The 24,045-nt window shown below is 36.5% G+C and carries 14 protein-coding genes; 5 read left to right on the top strand and 9 right to left on the bottom strand.

All coding sequences use genetic code 11. From position 1 onward, the window contains the following. Window positions 1–81 precede the first annotated feature (81 nt). The 3 genes from HH304_RS13860 (at window position 82) to HH304_RS13870 (ending at window position 4,928) form a co-directional block, all read left to right on the top strand. Window positions 82–1,956, top strand: a complete 1,875-nt coding sequence (locus HH304_RS13860) for a methylmalonyl-CoA mutase family protein (RefSeq protein WP_169682645.1) — start codon at window positions 82–84, stop codon at window positions 1,954–1,956. Continuing rightward, window positions 1,953–4,082 (top strand): methylmalonyl-CoA mutase, encoded by a 2,130-nt coding sequence (scpA, locus tag HH304_RS13865; protein ID WP_169682647.1) that lies wholly within the window; start codon window positions 1,953–1,955, stop codon window positions 4,080–4,082. Before HH304_RS13860 ends, scpA begins: the two co-directional genes overlap by 4 nt. 297 nt (window positions 4,083–4,379) lie before the next feature. Beyond that, complete coding sequence (locus HH304_RS13870) at window positions 4,380–4,928, top strand: REP-associated tyrosine transposase (RefSeq protein ID WP_169682649.1); 549 nt, start codon at window positions 4,380–4,382, stop codon at window positions 4,926–4,928. A gap of 182 nt (window positions 4,929–5,110) precedes the next feature. Here HH304_RS13870 and HH304_RS13875 read toward each other — a convergent pair whose 3' ends face one another. The 6 genes from HH304_RS13875 to HH304_RS13900 all read right to left on the bottom strand — a co-directional run bounded on the left by HH304_RS13875 (window position 5,111) and on the right by HH304_RS13900 (window position 18,502). Continuing rightward, window positions 5,111–5,743 carry an NAD(P)H-dependent oxidoreductase gene (locus HH304_RS13875; RefSeq protein WP_169682651.1) on the bottom strand — a complete coding sequence of 211 codons (633 nt, stop codon included), beginning with the start codon at window positions 5,741–5,743 and terminating at the stop codon, window positions 5,111–5,113. An 865-nt stretch (window positions 5,744–6,608) separates the two neighbouring features. Next, window positions 6,609–10,658, bottom strand: a complete 4,050-nt coding sequence (locus HH304_RS13880) for an RHS repeat-associated core domain-containing protein (RefSeq protein ID WP_169682653.1) — start codon at window positions 10,656–10,658, stop codon at window positions 6,609–6,611. 20 nt (window positions 10,659–10,678) lie between these two features. After that, window positions 10,679–12,568: a DUF6443 domain-containing protein gene (locus HH304_RS13885; protein WP_169682655.1), complete on the bottom strand. Its 1,890-nt coding sequence runs from the start codon at window positions 12,566–12,568 to the stop codon at window positions 10,679–10,681. A 4-nt stretch (window positions 12,569–12,572) separates the two neighbouring features. Further along, complete coding sequence (locus tag HH304_RS13890; RefSeq protein WP_169682657.1) at window positions 12,573–16,073, bottom strand: hypothetical protein; 3,501 nt, start codon at window positions 16,071–16,073, stop codon at window positions 12,573–12,575. 12 nt (window positions 16,074–16,085) lie between these two features. Then, entirely contained in the window at window positions 16,086–17,303 is a 1,218-nt protein-coding gene (locus tag HH304_RS13895; RefSeq protein ID WP_169682659.1) for a hypothetical protein, read from the bottom strand. 299 nt (window positions 17,304–17,602) lie between these two features. Next, complete coding sequence (locus HH304_RS13900; protein ID WP_169682661.1) at window positions 17,603–18,502, bottom strand: hypothetical protein; 900 nt, start codon at window positions 18,500–18,502, stop codon at window positions 17,603–17,605. A gap of 261 nt (window positions 18,503–18,763) precedes the next feature. On the opposite strand from HH304_RS13900, the gene meaB reads away from it, so the two are divergent. Together meaB and HH304_RS13910 are read left to right on the top strand one after the other, a co-directional pair. Further along, window positions 18,764–19,771 carry a methylmalonyl Co-A mutase-associated GTPase MeaB gene (gene meaB, locus HH304_RS13905; RefSeq protein WP_169682663.1) on the top strand — a complete coding sequence of 336 codons (1,008 nt, stop codon included), beginning with the start codon at window positions 18,764–18,766 and terminating at the stop codon, window positions 19,769–19,771. Between the two features lie 199 nt (window positions 19,772–19,970). Continuing rightward, a complete protein-coding gene (locus tag HH304_RS13910; protein ID WP_169682665.1) occupies window positions 19,971–20,339 on the top strand; it encodes a hypothetical protein in 369 nt (122 codons plus the stop codon). Here HH304_RS13910 and HH304_RS13915 read toward each other — a convergent pair. The 3 genes from HH304_RS13915 to HH304_RS13925 are packed head-to-tail and all read right to left on the bottom strand — an operon-like array spanning window position 20,336 to window position 23,997. Further along, complete coding sequence (locus HH304_RS13915; RefSeq protein ID WP_169682667.1) at window positions 20,336–21,031, bottom strand: Dph6-related ATP pyrophosphatase; 696 nt, start codon at window positions 21,029–21,031, stop codon at window positions 20,336–20,338. The two genes, HH304_RS13910 and HH304_RS13915, sit on opposite strands and share 4 nt — an antisense overlap. After that, the gene (locus HH304_RS13920; RefSeq protein WP_169682668.1) at window positions 21,018–22,064 is read right to left on the bottom strand and encodes a YncE family protein; all 1,047 of its coding nucleotides are present in this window, start codon (window positions 22,062–22,064) and stop codon (window positions 21,018–21,020) included. The genes HH304_RS13915 and HH304_RS13920 overlap by 14 nt, the downstream gene beginning before the upstream one ends. Window position 22,065: 1 nt before the next feature. After that, complete coding sequence (locus tag HH304_RS13925; RefSeq protein WP_169682670.1) at window positions 22,066–23,997, bottom strand: TonB-dependent receptor plug domain-containing protein; 1,932 nt, start codon at window positions 23,995–23,997, stop codon at window positions 22,066–22,068. Window positions 23,998–24,045: the final 48 nt, after the last annotated feature.

Below are 24,045 nucleotides of genomic sequence, written 5' to 3' on the forward strand. Positions count from 1 at the left end.
TGGTCTATATGAGGTAATAACGCTAAAAATTCATCAGTTAAAGTGTATATTTGACATTATTAAAAAGAACAATATTTACCTGTGAATAAAATTAATCTTGAAAATCAGTCTTTTGACCCGGTCGATAAGGCAGAATGGTATAACAAGATAGTTAATGATCTTAAAGGGAAGGTTTCAATAGATGGCCTTAAGGCTAAATCTTACGAGCCATTTGAGATTGAACCCTTTTATACCCTCGAAGAATCAGCTAAATGGGAATACCTGAATATCCTTAACAGGCCAGCAGATAAAAATGCTCCCCGAACATGGTCTTATCTTGAAAGAATTAAAGTCACTAACGATTTCAATGCCAATAAGGAAATCAAAAGAGCATTGACTACTGATGTTGATGGCTTCATTCTTGATCTTTTTGATGACCCCGATATTCAGTTTAATAAAATTCTGGATAGCATTGAAAATACAAACTTCAAGATATTTCTTGAATCAGATAACAGAGCCTTTACTTGTCTGAACAGATTTGCCGACTACACCAAGTCTGATGAAATCCAGCAGTTGTCAGGCGGGATTCTTTATGATCCATTATCAATTCTTAGCAGACATGGTCATATCGATGAGGCTGTGTTCTCAAAGATTATTTCTATGCTTGAAAGAACGGAAAACATCAAAGACTTCACGGTTTTTTCTGTTGACTCATCAACATTTGGAAATGCTGGTGCCTCTATTACTCAGGAACTGGCCTTTTCATGTTCAGAATTTGCTGAATATTGTGCCAATCTTTCTGACATGGGTGTTTCTTTAGAGTCAACCATTTCTGAGAAGATGACTATCGAAATGGGTACAGGTCAGAATTTCTTCCTTGAAATAGCGAAAGGAAGGGCCTTGAGATACCTATTTTACAAAATAGCAAAGGAGTTTGGTGTAAAAGACATCAATCCTTATGACTTTAAAGTTTTGGGAAGAACAAGCATGTGGAACAAAAGCTTATTTGATCCATATGTTAATATCCTTAGAACAACAACCGAAACCATGGCAAGCATTCTAGGTGGTGTAGACTACATAAAAGTAGCTGATTTCAATGCTCCGTTCAGAAAAAGTGATGACTTCAGTAAGCGGGTTTCGCGAAATATCAGCCACATGCTAAAGCATGAAAGTCACTTTGATAAAATTGCTGATCCGGTAGCTGGAAACTGGCTTATCAATAGCATTACAGATAAATTAATTACTGCTGCATGGGAATTATTCCTTAAAACAGAAGAGCAAGGCGGTTATATGGAAGCCTTGAAAAAAGGATTTATCCAGCAGGAAATTAATGAAGTCAGACTGAGAAAAATTGAAGATATTTCATCTCATAAAGAAGACTATATTGGCACGACTAAATACCAAATGCCAACTGAAATAATTGATCCTGATGCTATTAACCATGATTTCAATGGTGAACCAAAGATCGATAAGGCCCTCACTCCTATCTCAGCGATGACCGAATTCAATCAGCTAAGACTTCGGACTGAAGCTTATGTAAAACGAAAAGGTCAGGATTTTAGGCCATTAGTAATCCCGATTCTCCTCAATGCTACTCCAATTGCAAGAGCAAGAAAAGAGTATGCAGGTTTGTTTTTTGGTTCTGCAGGTTTCAAAACTGATGACTCCATGATAAACAAGCCGCTGGAAGAACAATTGAATCATGCAACAAAATTTCCTCGTGCGATCATTGCTTTTTGTGCTGACAATGATGCCTTGGTAGATGAGGAAATCAAATTATTTAATGACTACAAAAGTTCTGAGAAATCAGTTGACCAGATTCTGTCGATATTAGGAAAGCCTTCTGATTACGACAAATTAAAATCATGCGATGCGATTGACTTTTTTATTAATCAAAAGAGTAACACAATCGACCTGCTAACTCATATGCAGCAAAAACTGGGAGTTATTTCATCTTTAAACGAAACTGAAGCATGAGACCTGATTTCACTAAAACTGAATTAAAAGAAAATAAAAGTATCACCGAAAATGAGGTTTCAGCGCACAAACCCTGGCTTTCGGGTGAACAACTACAAATAAAAGCTGTCTATAAACCCGAAGATATCGAAGGTATGAACCACCTCCAATATGGAGCCGGTATTCCTCCTTTCCTTCGTGGCCCGTATAGTTCAATGTATGTTATCAGACCATGGACTATCAGACAATATGCAGGATTTAGTACAGCTGAAGAATCTAATGCATTCTACAGACGTAACCTTGCTGCCGGACAGCGTGGCTTGTCAGTAGCCTTCGACCTGGCGACACACCGTGGCTATGATTCTGACCACCCTAGAGTAAAAGGTGATGTCGGTAAAGCCGGTGTGGCAATCGATTCGGTTCTTGATATGAAGATCCTTTTTGATCAGATACCACTCGATAAAATGTCTGTGTCAATGACCATGAATGGAGCTGTAATTCCGATAATGGCATTTTACATTGTCACAGCCAAGGAACAGGGAGTTTCTCCGGATAAGCTTACCGGGACAATTCAAAATGATATCCTGAAGGAATTCATGGTTAGAAACACCTATATCTATCCACCTGAACCTTCGATGAAAATAATTGCTGACATTTTCGAGTATACTTCTAAAAACATGCCGAAGTTCAATTCGATAAGTATCAGTGGTTACCACATGCAGGAAGCAGGTGCTACTGCAGATATTGAGCTTGCCTATACTTTAGCTGACGGACTGGAATATATTCGTACTGGAATCAAGGCCGGAATGGATATTGATGACTTTGCTCCGAGGTTAAGTTTCTTCTGGGGAATTGGTATGAATCACTTCATGGAAGTGGCTAAAATGAGAGCGGCCAGAATTCTTTGGGCTTCACTCGTTAAGCAATTTAACCCTAAAAATGATAAATCAATGGCACTGCGTACGCATAGCCAGACAAGTGGATGGAGTTTAACAGAACAAGACCCATATAACAATGTTGCCCGTACGTGTATTGAAGCAATGTCAGCTGCTCTAGGTCATACCCAGTCTCTTCACACTAATGCATTAGATGAAGCCATTGCATTGCCTACTGATTTCAGTGCCCGAATTGCCAGAAATACTCAGTTGGTATTACAAGAAGAAACCGGAATCACCAACTTTATTGATCCATGGGCGGGTTCGTATTACGTTGAAACACTTACCAACGAGCTAATTGAAAAGGCCTGGAAGCTTATTCAGGAAGTAGAAGAACTTGGTGGAATGGCTAAGGCTATCGAAACCGGACTTCCAAAGATGAGAATTGAAGAAGCTGCTGCTCGTAAGCAAGCCGGAATTGATACCGGTAAGGAAGTGATCGTTGGGGTAAACAAATATATTACTGATGAGAAAACAGAATTGGAGATTCTTGAAATTGACAATTCAGCGGTAATGAAGTCACAGCTTGACAGACTTGAAGAACTTCGTAATAACCGAAATGATGATGAGGTATATGCTGCAATGGATGCAATTACCAAAGCTGCTGAAACAGGTGAAGGCAACTTGCTTGAGCTTGCAGTTATCGCAGCAGAGAAAAGAGCTTCATTAGGAGAAATTTCTTATGCCATGGAAAAAGTATTTGGAAGACATAAAGCAGAAAGTCAGTCTGTATCCGGAGTTTATGCCGGTGAGTCGCAAGACAATGAAGTATTTAAGAGTGCAGTGGCAAAATCTGATGAATTTGCTGAAGCTGAAGGTCGCAGACCGAGAATCATGATTGCAAAAATGGGTCAGGATGGTCACGATAGAGGTGCAAAAGTTATTGCCTCTGCTTTTGCCGATATCGGATTTGATGTGGACATCGGTCCGTTATTTCAGACTCCGGAAGAAGCAGCCCGTCAGGCGGCAGAAAATGATGTTCATTTCATTGGAGCTTCAAGCCTTGCCGGTGGTCATAAGACATTGATCCCTGATTTGATCGAAGAGCTGAAAAAGATTGGCCGTGATGACATCATGGTTATTGCGGGTGGAGTGATCCCACAGCAGGATTACCAATTCTTGTACGACTCAGGAGTAGCGGCAGTCTTTGGTCCTGGAACAGTAATTCCTGAAGCTGCAATCAAGATCATGGATAATTATTTGAGTGAATAACAATTGCAAAAAGTTTATATTCAAAAAGTGAGGGCTGTGCTCTCACTTTTTTTGTATGTTTTTTAATATAAAATCCTGGCGCAAACGTCCCGCTTGTGTCATTAAATACTTATCGCTCTACCACTAGCGCAAGCGTCTCGCTTGTGCTGCTAAATACTTATCGTGTTACCATTAACGCAAGCATCTCGCTTGTGCTGCCAATTACGTTAAGTTCCACTTTCAAACTTTTACTCCAATAAATAATGAGTTAAACGGCTATTATTTTTAATTCAATACCCCGAAATGTAAATTTTCAACATGAGTAACAAATATAAGATCAGAGATAACTCAAAGTTATATTTTGTGACATTTACAGTTGTTAAATGGGTTGAAATATTCAATGAAGATGAATTCAAAAATATCATCATTGAAAGCATCAAGTTCTGTCAAAAGAACAAAAATCTGGAAGTTTATGGATGGTGTATCATGAGTAATCATATGCATATGATAATAGGTAGTAATGGTGGTAATTTAATAAAAATTATAGGTGAAATGAAAAGCTATACTTCCAGATCAATAAGGAAATTATTAGAGTCAACTATAAATGATTGTTTTGACAGATCGACAACACAGGTATTTTACAATGCAGGGCTAAAAAATGGAAATAACAAAGATTGGCAATTGTGGCAGCAGCATAATATGCCAAAGGAAATTTATAATGTTAAAATGTTTAACCAAAAGCTTAATTATATACATCAAAACCCAGTAAAAGCTGGATATGTTAAAAACGAAGAAGAATATTTATATAGTAGTGCAGCTGATTGGCATGGTAAGAAAGGTATGATTGAGTTGAGCTATATCAATTGATTAATTAGTTGATGTTATTGGGGTACAAGCGGGACGCTTGCTTATAGCACAATGGGGACACTTGCGTTTTTAGCACAAGCGAGACGCTTGCGCTTGGGGTATATTGGTGGTCAGATAACAAATAACAAAAAAAGTCCGTAGCTCTCGCTACGGACTTCACACAACCTATTTTTGTCAATCAATTACGCTATTTCGGTAATGAACTCTTCTTTTGGTGTTCTTACTTTTTTCATGTTCACCAACCAGTCGTTCTCTTCATCCCTGTACCCTAATGCAAGGATTAATGAACTCTTCAACCCTTGTTCTTTAAGGTTTAGTAGCTCGTCTACTTTCTCCGGAATAAAGCCTTCCATTGGAGTAGCATCAACTTTTTGTTCTGCAGCAGCAGCTATTGCAAGACCAAAAGAAATATAAGCCTGTTTTGCAGCGTGGTGAGCATGCCACTCCTGCCCCAGCGGCTCATAAAGACCCCAGATATTATTTCTGTAATCGTTCATTGTTTCACGAGGAAGACCACGCTCATCCATCATGAAGTTAAATACATTTTCGATACGCTCATTAGTGTAACCATCCCATGAAGCAAAAACCAAAAGATGAGAAGCATCAGTTACCTGAGACTGATCCCATGCGATTGGTCTGATTTGTTGCTTAAGTTCTTCATTAGTAATTACGAAAATTTTATATGGCTGAAGCCCAGATGAAGACGGGGCTAATCTTGATGCTTCAAGTATATAATCCAGTTTATCCTGAGGCACAACTTTACCATTCATTTTTTTGGTAGCATACCTCCACTTCAAATCGTCAACTAAACTCATTTTTTATAACTATTTAAATCTATTTTTTATTCTTGTTTAAACAACTATAAAAACGGGGAAGGTGAATTAAAGGTTAGGAAAAGTTTAAGTTTTTTTTGAAAAATGTAAGATTGAGGATGTTTATTACTGATTATCAAGTTGTAATGATTTGTGAAAATGTCAATATGACATGAAATTTTTCTGTTTGATTGTAGGGGCGTAGCATGCTACACCCCTACAATTAGACAGGAAAATCACCCCCACTCTACTCATCATATTGAACGGTTTTACTCCAATTAACAATGAGTCCCTAATAATAAAAAAACCCTCTAATGATATACTGATACAACTTACAGTAAGTGAAATATCTGTCTGTACCTAACGGTAAATTCTAATTAACCGCAATCAAAAAAGCCTCCGGAAATATTCCGGAGGCTTTGATATTCTTCTTTTTATCTTTCGGCAAATGTTAAACTAAAAAGAAACAATTTTCAATTTGACAGATTAACGAGCTGTATTCCAATCAATAATGGAATAAGGTACAAGGCTATAACACCAATTATGTTCTTGCCGCTGTAGAGCTTTTTTTTACCCTTCCCGTATACTTTATCATACTTCTCGCAAATCCTCTCTGATTGCTGTTCATAGTAACTACTCGTGATCCAATAAATCAAAAAGAATATTGGCAAAAGCAATAGTTTATTCGGTAAATAATTCTCGTGTAAACTGGGTAAAGACCAACTAAAAAAATATTTAATAAAACCGAACAATAAGGCCAAATGACAGACAACCATGAACATTACCGCACCAGCAGAATATGATTCTGGGGTAGGGTTCTTCTTCTTTGCAAAACCGTAAATGAAATAATAAACAAAATGATACATCGCTAATCAAATAGGTATTCTGTTAAACTCTTATTTGTATAATACTGTGTGCCTACATCAGCCACAAAGTAGACACCTCCAGCTATCCAGCCAGCTACCGGAACGGATGCAGCTAAAGCGTAAATGCCACCCGTTATTAAGAGATCAGCTGTATGATGATTTTGCCAACCATTCGCAATTCCGTCATAAACTGTTATCGCAGCACTTGCTACAACTAGTCCGTTTGAAACTTTCGAGACAAATCTTGCTGTACTTGCCGTATTGAGTTTAGAAGCCTGAACAGTATATTTTGAAACGTGCTGATTGCCGTAGAATCGGTTACTGTAAATCTTACCACTATTAGTGTGATAATATTTACCATTCGATCCAGCTCGATACTCTTCACTTAAAAGTAATGAATTACTCGCTAAACCTATTAATCTTCCTACATTTACAACCCCATTTAAGATACCTAAACCACTGTTATTTGTAGAATTAAATCCACTGTCATTTGATATCGCAAGATACTCCCAAAATAACATGTTGGTGCCAGGCACAACCATACGACCGTTAACAAATTGAAAAAAGTGTCCGCTTTCATTAAGTTCATATAAGAGTAATCTTTCTTTTACAAACATACTTTCTCCATTCATTTCAATATTTGTCGTATACTTTGTACCCAACCAACTTTGATGATAATCATGATATTGATGAGCAGCATTATTTACCTGTTCATCTGAAGTAAAATAATTAATCCCATTAATTCTTGACCACGATCCTCCAAACTCAGATCTACCTAGCTTTGATATAGCACCAACAACACCATCTCCGGCCGAATAACTATTACCTCCAGCACCAGTTAAATCATCAAATACACCTTCCCAATAATCAATTGCACTTCCATTATGAAACCTTAACATGGAATTACCATTAAAGGTATTAACGTTGTGCCCACCAAAAATAGCATCTCCCATCGGGTCATTATATGAAACTGGGTTATTACCTGCAAATTGGTAAGGTGATATACCATAATACATCTCTGCCTTAATATCCACACCATTAAACCTGCCCACTGTAGGGTCATAGTTACGATAGAAGGTTTCGTAAAGTTCTGTGGCTTCGTTTAACTCAGTACCTGCATTGTACAGGAACTGGTTTTTCTGCTTATGTGCCGCATTATACTTATTAAATGACATACCATACGGATAATAATCTTCACTTTGCACTACATCGAGCTTCTTGTCATGAACTACTTTAATGTCATCAAAATATACGGAACTCGTACCATCACTATCATTACTTGCATATACATAGATATATCCCTCTTGCTCTATAGTAATCGGAGTAAACTTCAACTCATGATGATAACCAGCTTGTGTAGGTATTTGCATATAACCACCTGTTACAAACTCAAAATCTTTGTTAAACACCATATAATTCAGAAATCCTCCGGTTCCATTTTCAGTAGAATAACCTATTGTTCCTAAAGCATCATACCCTTGAGAAAATGAACTTTCCACTTGACTAACAGATTCTCCAAAACCTGTTGCAGCCGGATTAAACATATTAGCTATTGTAGCTGCTAACATTGCACTAGACAACTTGTTTGTTCCTAATGCATTTTCATGATATCCTGTTGCAGAAATATCAACAACATCACCTTTCATTACTTTTAATGAAATCCCTCCACCTACAGGGTTATTGCTATTTAAACGAAGTGCTTCATTAAAATTGTGCCCAGCAGGTGGTTCTTCCATCCCCGCATCAATGAATGTCTGCGTAGAAGTCGAATTTGCCGGGTAAGGAACCCTTCCTGCATCAAGGCCTTCAAACTGCTGATTTTCACGGCCTGCTTCTTCCGATTCCATCGTAGCTAAATACACATCATTTTTTGTGCTTTCAGCATACGTAACTCTAACATTTCCTAAGTGATCGGTATGATGATACTGATATTTTAACTTTTCATTACCATTTTCATCTGTTTCCGGTACTAACCTACCTTGTGAGTGAGCAACTTGCTGCAACTCACCATTTACATATACAAAACCTCCTATATAAGTAGTGGTTGTTGTCTCTCCATTATTATGAAGCACTTTGGATAATTTATTACCCATGGCATCATAAGTGTATACAATCTTTTTATTACCACTGGCATCAAACCATACTTCTTCAGGTTTATTCAAATGGTTATAAGTAATTTTGGTTATGCCTTTGTTATTATCTTTAATTACATTTCCATTGGCATCATACTCAAAGTCAACGTTACTCTGGTTTGTATCCTTAAAACCATACTCAAGGGCATCTTGTGTGTTTAAATCTGTAATTCCCTGTAACTGATTACCACTTACATAGCTGTAATCCATCTCATCGATCACTTTAATCTGATCGTCAATAAGCATTTGTCGCTTAAGATCAGTGATATTACCGTTGAGATCATATTTTATTTCCGGCACGGCAAAGGCACCATTATTAACTGCAAAATAGCCACTGGTATTCTTTTGGGCATAATCAGCACTGATCAGCCTGTCCATCGCATCATATTTGTAAGAGAAAACCTGTTCTTTTCCTCCTGCAGATGTAGCACTACTAAACTTTATAGCAGATATATTTCCGTTGTATTGTACCTCTTGTGATAAGTTTTGAGATATGGTATTTCCTACAATTTGTTGTGAAGTATATACCCCCTGAGGATAGGCAACTTCTAATGTATAATATAGCGTCACATTAGATGACAGGTTATTATCAATAAACTGACCGGATAGACCAGAAGAAGCATTATAAGTTTTTATTGGTGAGCCTTTTACGCCTAAAAGATTACTTCGATAGATTTTAACACTTTGATAACTGTTATCATCTACAGTCCAGCTTAAATTAATTGAACTATCATCTGAGCCACTAAATGTAAGTTGCGGCTGGACAATATCATTTGTAGTTATTTCAAGCTGATCAGAATCAATTGATGAAATTCCATCTAATATTTCAACAGTATAATAATACGTAGTATTAAAGGTTAAATTATTATCATTAAATTCTGTCAAAGCAGCAGCTGATTCATTAATCACATTTCCTCTTTGTCCGGATGTTGTACTTCTATATACTTTATATCCCGTAATTTCCTGAGGGTGCTCAGTTACACTTATGCTAAAAGATGTTGTGTATTTTGTTTTTAAAACTTCAGCTAATTGAGGTTTGTATAATGGTGGAGCATTCTTAAATAATAAAGAAGCAGGTTTTGATTGTAGATAATTTCTGTTACCTATTGACGATTCATTATAACCAAAAATCTTTACTCCATAAGTTTCTGCATCTTTCAGGGCACTTTGAATGAGTGATGAATCTGATCCTTCATATACAACATAGGTACCGTCACCAACATTCTTACCAACTATTCCTTCCGGAGATTGAGTATTACTACCAGTAATAGCTACATTATCTTGCGGAGTATAAGTAGGGATAGCTCCATGTTTCATCAAAACAATAAACTTTTCCGAATTATTATTATGGGCTACCATGCTCCAACTCAATTTATTGCTTCCATCACTTAATTGATATTCTGAAGTTAAATTCTCAGGACCATAACTTGGTGCCGAGGTAGTTTGATCAGGAACATATAGATCTTGAGCTAATGAATTATAACAATAATTAATATCATCAGCAGTTTCATTATAAGAATATGCCCTAAAGTAAATCTGCTTTTTAGGATCTAAGTATATAGAGAACGTTGTACCAGAGCCACGGTATGCTACTTTATTATAACTGTATTTTACATATCCTCCAACCTGATAGTAGTTATGATCTACCGGAGCAGAAGAAACGGTAGCTCCTTCCCTATACATAATAAATGTACCACTGGTACCACTAGCCTTTGTCCACGAAAAAGTAGCATAACCTGTAGACCAGTTATAGGAGACTAGTTTAAAATTGGTGACCCTTGCTGAAGGCTCCTTCGCGTAAACGGGAGGATCACCATCACCTCCTCCTCCACCAATAGGAACTGAAAATGTACCAAACTGAGCTTGAGAAGCAAATGACAATATACTCCCCAGTAATAATATCGTAAAAAATCTATGCATTTTGATTGTGGTTGAAAGTCTTAAAATCCCTGAACTGTTTCGTTGTACATAAATTCCATCCCGAAAAGATCATTAGTGTCGGTGCGTTCACTATCATTGATCTTTTTTAGCCATCCCCTAATGTTATATTCATAGTTGACACTCTGTAGAGGCTCACCATTTACTACATGGATGTTCTTTTCGATAACCTGCCCGAGTGCATTGTATTCATTAGCTGATAATATCACCTCTTCTTGCCAATTTCCATTTTGATGTACCTGGTGGTAAGCCTGCAGTACTCTTCCAGCATGATCATAATCAAATCGCTGAACAATGCCAATTTGATTAGCATTCATATTATGCTCAGTATATGTCTTTAACAAATGCCCTGCATATGAAAAAATATTGCTAGCCTTATCTTTACCACCTGTCTGATTTTCTGATACAACCTGAATAACTCTGCCTTTTTTATCATAATAGTTTACAGAATGTAGCCACTGCGAAGACCCAAGGACTCTTCGCTTCATACCAGTAACACTTCCTTTAACTCTGTCAAAAGAAGATGTTGGAAAAGAAAAGGTGCCAAATGGTGATTCAATAGACCCTAAGTGTGTAGCATCGTAATCGTATGAAGATCCAAAATCAGATAAGCCCTTAAAGTCATAATTATCATAATATGCTACTGTCAGATATTCATTTTGAGGCACATTTTTAGGGAATGACTTGTCAGTATAACCATGTAATGTTCCGCCATACTCCTCATACCATTCATAGCCTGAAGTTCCAAATAATCCATTAACATAAGATTGCATTGACTCCTGGGTTAGGTGGGTATTATCTTCGTACTTTCCTGTCATAACAGGTCTGTTAAATACATCGTACTTTATAAACATCCACCATGGTGATCCTGTAGCAGGATTTCGCTGATTACCATCCTGAGCAAGAATTACTCTGTCTCTTTCATCATAAACAATGTATGTCCAGTCAGAACCAGGAACCTTTTTCTTATTTACTCGGTTTAGGTTGTCATATTTATACTGAAATGCCCACTTATCTAAAAATGATTGTGTAATGGCTTGACCATCTATTATAGCTTTTGTAGCCATCGGAGGCAGTACAAATCGAACATTTCCCAAATCGTCATATACAGAATAAGTTTCTGCCCATTCAATTGGATTATATGTGTTTAAATCAACAGATTCAGCAACTTGAACACGCTTTAATATTGCTTGTCCTCGCCTATTAGTAAATGATATTACATAATGACCATTTTCATCCTGAATAATATTTTTGATCAGTTCAGGATCAGCAATAGACGAATATGACTTTGCAATGACCGGAAGGTCAGAAGCATTAAGTTTAAATAAATAAACCTGATCATTTTTGTTAAACTTTACATCCGACTTTATCGTGTTTCCATTGTTTAACTGCCAGGCTTCACCAACACTACCTTGTTCCAGTATTGTGTTTCTTTGAGATAACTCAAACCTTGACTCTGCAAATGGACTAATAGAAGTTGCATAATCACCAGTTGTATTCTGATAAAACTGGTATTGATCACTCGATGTATAATTATCATTTAAAGCGTTTGACTGATACGATCCATCATTAGAGTTGCTTACATAAGGCAAGTATGACTTTGGAGACAAACCTAAATTATTATATTTAATCGGTTGAATTATATCCAACCCTGATGGATTAGATCTCCATCCGATTATCTGAATAGCTCTGTTAAAACCATCATAATATGTAATTGATACACTTTTTTCGTATTCGGATAATGAACAAATATCTGTGGTTTGATCAACACCCTCTTTTGTAATTATAGTTGTCAGGGAATAATTATAATTTCCCAAATTACATTGACTGAATGTTTGGTCAGCAATAGTAAATAACAGAAATAGTGTTGTAAATATTTTATAAGCTCTCATTCTATTATTTATTTATAGTATTGTATTCGTTGATTTGTAAAATATTACCGTCTTGATCCCTGGTATACTTAAGTCGGCCCGAATCATCATATTCATAATAAACAGTTATATTATTTATATCAGTCTGGCTTGAGATGCCATAAACAGGATGATAAGTTTTGGTTATCATAACTGCATTTTCAGGATATACTCGGATATCATCGAATGCGGTAGCGCCTGAAAGCACAACTTCATTATTAGCATTTGTAACCAGTGGCTGTTCTCCAGAGAATTTCCAGTTTCCGTTTTCCAGATACCAATAACTAATGAAATAATTTTTAGAATTTGGTTTTTCAAACTCAAAAGTAAAACTTCCTTTTGAAGCATATCTTCCGGTGTGAGCACCAAATGAGATTGTACGGTTAAAATTGAGGCTCGAATTAGACTCAAAATCTTCAAAGTAGAATTCCACAGTTCCGGTAAATTCTTGTGCTGCTACCTTATAATCAATAGCTATACTCGCATTCATTGGGTTAATTGAACTCAAAGTGACTGTATATGTACCTGCAGGTAACGAAGTGAATGTTTTGGATTCAGGGTAATTAATACATCCCTTACATAGAGTAGTATTTCTTGTTATACCTCCACCTGAAATCTGAACAAATAGATTTTCATTATAGGTTAAATCGGGAGTATTTCTTAGTGAAACAGTTATATCAGACTGCGTTGCATTTGTAAATGTTCCTGATGATTGTGGAGCTGAATAAAGTAAAAAATCAGTTCTATCATTGTAAACAGTTATATAAGAATGAAAATTCTTCGCATTTTCAACAATAGCCTTTGGTTTATTGAAATTATAATTATAAAGGTAACTTACAATTTTCCCAGATCTTGAAGTCGCTTGCAAAACGTTTCCATATTGATCATACTCATCAATTACCATTGATTCAACAATTTGCCCATTTTCGCCTAACTGACTTGTTACTCTCGAAGGATAAATATTTCCCGGAAACTCATCAGATTCCAAAAACTCCACACGATTAGTATTAAGTAATTGCCCATTCAAATAGCTTTCTGTTTTACTCTTCACTGAAAGCATATTTTTAGAAGATATTAAAGAATTATCCTCATAAGCATATGTGAATTTCTTTTCTTCAAGATCTCCGTCAATAGTCTTTGAAGAGACAGAGGTTATTTGACCCAATGTGTTGTATTGGAATATAGTCTCGTTTGACATCTCTTGCTGACCATCAAAAACAAATGATTTTTTCTTAGAAGGTAAAAACTTCCCTATAAACGTATGATATGCTGTTTTACTTACCACAAAGTCATTATCATTGATATTATAACCGACTTGCCTTACATTTTTAATGATTGCATTCGGGTTATAAATTGAATACTCAATTTCTGTTCTTTGTATTGGTTGAGTCGTATCATCTACCTTAAAGGTTGATTTTGATAACAGATGACCTCTTTTATACCCATTATCTACGTAAGTAGGTGTCAGGTTTGCTTCACCATTAAAAGATGCAATTGCTTGAGAGTCTCCATAACCATTATCATGATTAGAAAACTTGTAGATTGTAAATGCACCATCAGCTCGTTTCTCAACTACTTCTGAATAGGTAACGTGACTACCATGGTAATTTGATGTAGAAGGCACAACAGGGTAACTTCCTGTTATTTCAAATTCTACTTGCTTTGATAAATTGGTAATTCCCGTGCCTGTGATATCATACTTAGGGATAAATTCTAAAATACCACTAGATCCTTCGTAATTTATACCATCATACCCTTTTACATACAGATATTCTATGGTCGAAACATTGCCATTATTATCATCATTTTGAATTTTGCTAATACGTAGACCACCTGCATTCTTCTCTAACCCTAGTGGAGAATATGACCTTGAAAGTGAGTTTACTTCTCCTTTGTATTTATGCTGTTCAAAAAAGTAGGTTGTTTTCCCTCCAGAAGGATAAGTTATCGATTTTAATGTGCCATCTAAAGCCAGGTTAAGATCATGAGTTGGATCTTTCAACCCACACTCCATGATTGTAAGTCTACACTCTCGATCTTCAAATAAATTTCGGTTAGTTAAATCGTTGGCATATCCCCAATGATCATTTGTCATTTTCAAGTATGGCGATAATAGACCATAACTGTAATAATCAAGATCATATTTTGATATTATCTCATCTTGTGAGTTTAAAAACCTAACAGTTTGTAGTTCAAGACGCTTAGATCCATCAAAATTATTAGAATAATCGAATTCAATAGATTTATAACGATCACTATTATGCTTTAACTCAATACGATCAAGCTTGAGCCTGAAGGTTTTATCCCATACCTTGTCAAATTGATGATCTATCGGATAAAACTTAACTAGATTAGTATTAGTCCCAAAAACCTCTGAATAATACTTCCCATCACCGGAAAGTTCACCTGGCTGATTTTGACTATAAACAGTCATTACCTTACCATATTCAGAATCAGAATAATCAAGATCTTTGCTTTCTGAATAGAAAAATTTAATATACTTATTACCCTTGGTCCATATCTGATCCAGATAAACAGGTGATGCTATTGTTGCACTATAAAAATCTCTTGTTAAATGTTCATCCGCATCTTCTCCATAATAAACCTGACCATTGATATCAAAGGTTTGATCATTTAATGACCTGGATATATTAATTTGATATGGTCCTCTAAAATAAGTATATCTTGCAATCACTTCACCTTCTGGTGATATAACCTTGTTTAATTTCCAATTATTTACTGTCAAATCAGAAACAAGATCATCTGGCATTGCAATAATCTTAAAGTTTAAATAATCACTGAACTCATATGCGCCATTACCAAATTCATATTTATACCCTCTGTCATCGATAATGGTAATAGTCTGGTAAGTAGGGTCAACTTTATCTTGAAGTCTGGAAAAATAGTTTGGAGTAAATCTTGAATTTTCTTCAATAACTACCTTTACCGGACTAGCTGAATTAACTTTAATTGTTCCATCTTCGGAGAAAGAAAAGCTTCCTGAAATTCCTAAAAACGAGAAGTTGAAAACATCAGGTTCAAGATCATAAACATCATCAATCTTATTGTTTCCATCCGGATCAGCCGTTTGTTTAGATGTCTGACTCAAATAACTTTCTACACTCCAATTAGGGTCGTTATTAAATTTGTTGTAAGAAAACTCATACCCATAAACAGGAGTTTCATCTTTAATACCTTTTACGGTTCGAATTATCTGACCTCCAACTGATAAATTCCATCCTAAACCTACAGAAGAAGGATGAACATCAGGCATTACTCCATTAGCTGAGTAATAAAGGTTCATGGATGTAGGTCCACCAGAAAAAAGTGGGATTTGTATTCCAGGTTGACCAGTAAACATTGACACATTACCAATACTGGCACTGACAGTATTACTTGAAGGCGCCATTTGCCCAAGACTCTGTCCTCTTGAATGCAGAAAGATTGCACTAAAAGCTATGACTGAAAACAAAAGCTTTTTAAACATAGAAATTCAGGTTTATTTATTGTTTTGAAAACTTACCCTGACATTAAATCTGTCAGAAACAGGTGAGCCAAACTCATCGTATGCCAGGTTATATAAAAAATATGTTTTGATTGTTATTTTCGACGTTAATTCAAATCCCTTATAAGCTCCTATATAAACTCCGGGAATCCATTTTTTTTCGGTGAAGTCAGTACCATGGATTTTCATCTCGCGATGGACCTGCTCATATTCTGCATATCCACCAAGATTTTTTAATACTTCATACTCTGTAAATACTCTTCCCCCAATCATGTTATTTGATACTTCAGAAGGCACATAAGAATCTTTGGTCCAGACAGTAAATCTGGCTACAACACTAATGCCTGAAGACCACCTAGGATAAATTTGATAGCTAACAAAAGGAGCAGCATCGATACTTATCTGATCTCTACCGTTAATTACCAGTGAACCTCCATAATTAAGCCGCTCCTTTAAACTTTTATTCCCGAGTGGATTTTTGGGAAGATCTCTGATATCCTGAACATCAGAATGAAATCTTTTAGCTTTAGCTAAAGTTTTTTGACCTTGCTCCAATGCAGCTTGTTGATTAGCAAAAACTTTCTGAGTTGGTGCTTTTACAATATTTTGAGCTTGCGAGGCGGCATTTTGAGGCAAGTTTTCTACCTGTGTCATTTGTTGTTGAACAAAATCTAGCCCTTCTCCTGAACCGAGAGTTTGCTCTAATTGAGAAAATTGATCACTAAACTCCTGTTTTTTAATAAACTCCTTAGCCTCCTCTTCTGCAACCCTTGCTAGCTCATCTCTAATAATCGGCTTTAAACTATCAAGCTGGTATTCTGAAATTGATTTTAAACTATCAGTATAAGATTGAAGTATATCTAACTCTTTACTTTTACCTGAAAGCCTTGCCAGTTCATTTATTTCAACTGAATCTTTTAATAAATTCTCATATTTTGAGAGGCTATCAAATTCGATTTGATCACATTTATTGTATTTTTTACAAATATCTTTAGCAAATCTTACACTATCTTTTTCATACTGCTTTCGATATTTTTTTATCTCCTTCTTATACTCAGAAGCCATTTCATAATACTTCTTCGCATCCTTATAAGCCTGAAGAACAGCTCTTTCTGTACTATTCAAGGGTACATTAACTTTAATCTGTGCTAAAATAGGACTAACTGATAAGACCAGCGCCAGTAGTGATATGTAATAATAAATTTTATTCATGTTGAAAGATGCCGCAAGTATATTACATGAGTAGGATAGATGTCAAGAATTATCAAATATAAATTTCAAGTTTTATTCTATTAACAACTCGGAATCGCATATATTTTGTCAAGAAATTTGACATTAATTCCAAATAAGTAAAAGATAAATGACATACAGAAGGGTGATATAATATAGAAGTAACACTGAATAATAGTTGAAAGTCGGATCACAGATCCTACGATAGTAGTTTGACATTGCAAATGTCGAACAGCAGCTTTGGGTAGCATGGGCTTCGCCCCCACAAGGATTTTAAAATCCTACCTCAGCTGACTTCCTTTAACACTCTCAAGGTAAATCTTTCTGAAATATTCAACTCCCGGTGTGAGTTCAGCTGCTCGTTTATATGCTTTAATCGCATCGATAAGTAATCCCTTTTCTTCAAAAAATGCTCCTAAAATAACCATATCCAAAGAACTATTCATATCTAAATAGGGCTTAAACAAATTAATTTCTTTAGTCAATCTTCTCTTTTTTTCTTCATTGAGTCTTTTTATTCCAATTTTAGCCGACTTCCCCATTTCTCCTTCAGCTACCACACTTACCATAATCATATTTGACACATTATATGGAGCCTCATCGATATTTATTTTTATTAATGGCTTAGTAATGCGCTCTTTTTTTAGCACCTCATTGTGAATATTTCTCACCTCGACATTAAAGGCCATATCCACATCATCCGGAGCTAACCAACTAACGACTATTTCCGAATCATATACTTCACTTAATTCCGGAATTAACATGGTTAGTTTACCATATTTTTCATCTGAATCAGTTATCACCGAGGCCTCAAGAACATTACCCTCATTTATTATATCACTTTTCCCTAAAAGAAATTCCGAACTATTAATAATCACCTGCCTTCCCTCATCAGAAATCAAATCCTTGCTCTTTTTATTTAAGCTTAAATTTATTGTTCCATCTGATATAATTTCCCTAGTCTCACCCTCTGAGTTTACTAGACCAATATAAGAACCTGAGATCGTTTTGATAGTTACATCTTCCGAAAGAATTGCACCAGCCTGAAGTGGTGTCCAACCGGTTTGTGGACTTTTATATTGATTAAATCCCTCGGAAATTAACACTGTATATTCAGAGTTTTGAGCTATTAACACATGCCCTGCCAGCATTCCGATTAATAATATTATATATCTAGTCATTTTAAGTCGTTGCTAGTCGTTCAGGTAAATTTTAAAATTGTTTTAGGGGTGTTGCATGCAACGCCCCTACAAAAACGGAAATTATCTTTAAAAAGAAAATTTACCCGACGACTATATGCCTTTTACTGGTTTTATTATCACAAAGCATGCCACTTGATACTAAACAAAGGAATTTTAACTATCCTTCAGGGCAAACGTCTATATCCTTGGTCAAAAACGGATTAATTAGTTAATTTCCATCAAAATTTATACTATCGGTTCATGACTAAGGCTAAAAGAACGAGAAATCGACTCACTAAAGAACAATACCTCGAAGGAATTTTAAAAGGTGACCGTTTTGTGTTAAGTAAAGCTATCACACTCATTGAAAGCACCAGAGAAGATGACCGGATCATTGCTAAAGATATCATCAGAGAGCTACCTAAAAACGACAATACCATTCGCATAGGAATTACCGGCGTTCCCGGAGTAGGTAAGAGCACTTTCATAGAATCTTTTGGTCATGCCGTAATTGATGCAGGCTACAAGCTGGCAGTATTAACTATCGATCCTTCGAGTAGAGTTACCAGGGGAAGTATCCTGGGTGATAAAACCCGTATGGAAAATTTAAGTAGAAACCCTCATGCCTACATTCGCCCCTCTGCTGCTGGAACATCGCTCGGAGGAGTTGCAAATAAAACTCGTGAAACGATGCTTCTCTGTGAGGCTGCCGGTTTTGATATGATTCTGATCGAAACGGTTGGAGTGGGTCAAAGTGAAACGATGGTCAAGGAAATGGTCGACTTCTTCCTGCTACTAATGCTTAGTGGTGCCGGAGATGAACTTCAGGGTATCAAAAAAGGCATTATGGAGATGGCTGATATGGTAACAATTACCAAAGCTGATGGTGATAATATTAAGCAGGCACAACGAGCAAAACGAACTTATAAAAATGCTATGCACCTCTTCCCCCCTAAACCAAATGGTTGGGTTCCCAAGGTAACAATTTCATCGGCATTAAAGAACGAGGGAATGAAAGAAGTGCTCGATATTGTAATAAAATTCATTTTTCAAAATAGAGAAACCGGCTACCTCGATCAAAACCGTAGAGACCAGCATTTATACTGGTTAAACACGTTGATATCAGAGGAGCTTATGAATATATTTTACAAAAATCCTCAAGTGAAAGAAGAGTTTTCGTCGATAAAATCGGGGGTTTTGTCGGGATATATTGACGCATCGGACGGAAAAGACAAGTTACTTGACATTTTTTTCAGAAATATAGTTTGAATGTTAAACTTTTTTTCTAATTTAGCGTTATCACATTAGCATAGTTGATAAATCCTAATGTTTTGGTTGAAAGATGGCTGTCCTCCCCGGACAGCTTTTTTTATGCCCAAATGTTAATAACCCATTAAGAAATATCTTGCTTATTTCGAAATTCCAGTTTACTTTGATAACGTTAAGCTAAAATAGGAACCGTATTTTTATGAATAGTTCTGATAATTGGCTATTGCCAAAAGAAAAGACTGAGTTCAGGAATTTTCTTCATCAGGAAAATATTTCTACCTCAGAAAAACACTCAGGTTTAAAGTCCACGGTTGAGAAATTCAGGACTCTTTTTTCCAGAGCAAACTTATACCTGTATTACCTGCTTGGTTTTACGGCTTTACTCTTTATCCCGCTATCACTGATTACAAAAGGCTTTCAAACGGGAATATGCATATCCCTGACCCTCTCAATATTTATCGCTAATTGGTCAGTGGTTCATTACCCAAAGGGATTCTTACCAAATCACAAAAAAAAGATGCAACGTTCGGCAGTTAAAAAGCACTCCAAAACCACCCTCCACCATTAAAAAACATCAATAAAACCAAATTTTGTGTCATGAGCTCCTGGAGTTGAAGCCTCATAAGTACGCTCTATTATTTCTCCTGTAGTTATTTCCAAAGGTTTCTTAAATATTGGCCCGTCATAAATTAATGTATGAAACTCACCATTTTCACCACATGGATCGACATTTTCAGGTAGATCATTTAAAAAATCCACATCGATATCTCTACCAAGAAATGATTTGTCAAGCTTATGAAGACTACAGCAAACTATTTTAGCCCTGAACCCAAGATCTATCCATTCCAACAATAAATCCTTAGTGTTATTTCTATTGAAAATAGGAAAATAAGCCTTCATCCCTACACTTTTCAGTTGCTCCTCGCGCATATTCTTAAGGTCTTCAAGAAATATATCTCCAAATACACAGCCTGAATACCCCATATCCTTCAGCTTCAAAGTCTCCCTCTCCATGAGTTGTTTATAGCTTTCCATGGAAGTATCTGGTGACAACCCGACAGTATGCAAAGGCAGCCCTATAATTTCAGCCTGCTTTTCAATCAATTCCATCCTTACTCCGTGCATGCTTACACGATTTACAGATGTTTGAACCGAAGTAAACAGCAGACTTACATCAATCCCTTCCTTTTGCGCTATGTATAAAGCCAGAGCAGCGTCTTTACCGCCGCTCCAGCTTATATAATTTTTACTTTTCGACATATAAAAATCCGTTTGGTCCAATACCTACGGTTGCTTTTTTCACAAATGATCCGTCGCTATTAAAAATATGCACTTCGCCATTTGTTGTAAAACCGGTAGATACCGCTACTAGAATCCAGTTGTTTACTGTATCAAAACCTAACCCATAAACTCCTGAAACTGATATTTTATCTTGCGTCAAGTTACCACTTTGTGTGTCTAAAACATGAATTCCTGAAGAAGTCCCAAGATAAATTTTATCATTGGCCTGATCGTAAGCTAAAGAGTTAAAATATTGGCCATCAATACCGTCAATTTTCTCTATAAAATTACCCTGGTCATCATACTTAAATACTGATGATTTTCTAGTATCACTTTCCGGCCACGATTTTCCTTTACACATTACCCAGATATCTCCGGATTTATCTTCAATCACGAATAGCGGATTAATTCCCGATTCAATTTCTTTCACAAAATTCAAATCAGTGTCATATATTGAAATGGTACTGTCTGTAGAATATCCTCCACCATTTGGCACCCATATTTTTCCATTTACCAATGACGGTTTTGCAGGCCCCGAACCTGTACTTACTGAATCAACAAATTCGTAGGTCACCGCATCATATTTTTTGATATTTCCATTATACCCGTCAACCCAGTCTGTTATGAAAACTCCTTCGGATCCTGCAAAAGTATATCTTGGTTTTAATAATAAGGTATCAATGGTAGTTACTGATGTAAAGTCACCAGAATTGATAACCTCAACCTTAGCAGAATTTTGTACCGTAATAAAAACTTTATCATCATAAGAAGTCAAACCTTGAGCCTGATCTCCCAGGTCAAAATTGTTTGTATTGTAGAAAACATCATTTTCTATGGATGAATCGGCATAGGAAAAATAGGACAATGAAGCATTTCCGCTACCAAAAGCACCTTCACTAAGAATCAGAAAACCTTTTTCAGCATCAATTGGAGCAGTGGGCTCATTTTCATCACAAGAAATAGCAATAAGGGCCACAACCAGGGCCAAAAGCATAGATTTTAATCGTATCATATTAGTGGTTTATTAAAAAGTTTATTGAAAAGCTGTAATTTCTACCAGGCATAATTCGCTCTCGCCTCACTTCATAGGCAGTATCGAATACATTTTTAACCTCTCCCGAAAAAGTGAGTGCATGGTCATTGATTTTCATAGTATAAGACAGATTCAGGTCTGATAAAAACCATCCATCAAGTACCCATCGCTGGTTATTATCAAGCGTAGTAAATTGTTTTCCTGAATATTGATTGAAGACAGCCAATGTCCAGGCTTTATAAACTGCTGAAATGTTACCCCCAAAGACGTGTTCCGGAGTATAGAAAAGTTGATTTTGTTTGCCGGTATATTCTTCTGCAATAGTTGAATCTTCCATTAAAGAAGCTCGAGTCAATTGATAATTTAACCGGATCATAAAATCGACTTCATTACCATCAACTTTAGTCAATGACTCCATCTCAACACCTCTCGACCAGACTTTTTGCAGGTTTTGAGGTGTCCAGGCACCATCTTCAGCCGGAGACCAGATTATCTGGCTATTGAGTGTCGCACTATATAAATCAATACTAAAAGTGGTTGAGGTTTTTCTATTTGAAATTACATTAAGGTTAGTACCAACACTACCACTAATGCCTGATTCGGGCTTCAGATCCGGATTTCCTCTTGCACCACTTCCCTCCCAATACAAATCATTGAAGGTGGGCACTCTGAAAATTCTACTTGCCTCCCCTTTTACTAACAAGATTCTATTCAAATGAAATGACCCTGATATTGAAGGAGTCAAAGGAACCTTCACTCCTTCTACAAGAGTCTGGTTTAATCCCGCAGTGATTACTGCCTTTGATGATGGCTCATACCGTACTGAACCCAGCACCTCACCCGTGAGCCTTCTTCGTTTTACCGGAGCCCCGGTGTTATTAAAGGTAACCTCTTCCCTATTACCTTTGGCTGATAGATTTAAGGTGAATTTTTCAAAATAGTGTGCATAACTGGCACTATTCTGCCACCTGAAACTCTTAGTTTTTGATTCCAGGTCTGTACTTCCATCCCGGTAAAGTATATTTTGGATATCAATACCTGAAGAAAAATCAAGGTCATAATTACTTTTTCTTACCATGAAATTGACAATTCCCCGATGATATGTATCTTCTTGTTCTTCTTCGGAAAGTTTAGATTGTGATGCCAATGAGGGTAATTCACTATCGGAATATAACCCCCAATAAGCTGCAGAGATGCTCAACGGGTTAGAAAGTCTAAACAAATAATCTGCAGCCACCGATCCATTCTGACGTCCTGAATGCTCCATTCTCTGTTCAGGAGAACCCTTTTTATAGGTGTTTTCAAAACTATAATCATTATCAGCCTGATGATAAAACAACTTTACCGAACCGCTGTGCTTTCCTTTGGATAAGGATGTTTTTACTCCTGCTGAATAACTTTCAAAGCTACCCGCCCGGAGAAAAATGCGACTCTGGTTTCTAAAATTAGGTTTAGCTGATAATGGTTCAAGGTCAAGAATACCTCCAATCGCTGCGGAACCTGCAACGGCAGACTGCCCTCCGCTATACAATGCCATGTTATCAAAAAAGAATGCTGGTAATTGACCAATATCCATGGATCCATTTGACAAACTCTGGAGATCCATTCCATTCCATAGAACCTTGGTTCTCGAACCGCCAAATCCTCTTTGGGAAATAGTGGTAAGCCCGCTTACTCCATACGACCTGATATGAACAGGAGAGATATACATAAGCCTTGCAGAAACACTCTGATAAGGCACCAATTGAGTGGTTAGTGAATCAGATTGGTACTTTTTATGGGCAGGAACAAATTTCTCCCATGGTGAAGAAACAACTTCAACTTCATTAAGCACACGAACAGAATCGCCTTGCCCAAACCCTATGGTTGGCAAAAAAAGATAAGTGATAATTAATACAACAAATACTCGCATTTGAATCATTTTTAAAACAATGACTCAAAGCTTCTGGTACCACGATAA

It is taken from the genome of Marinigracilibium pacificum (assembly GCF_012926615.1).
GTDB classification, from domain to species: domain Bacteria; phylum Bacteroidota; class Bacteroidia; order Cytophagales; family Cyclobacteriaceae; genus Mangrovivirga; species Mangrovivirga pacifica.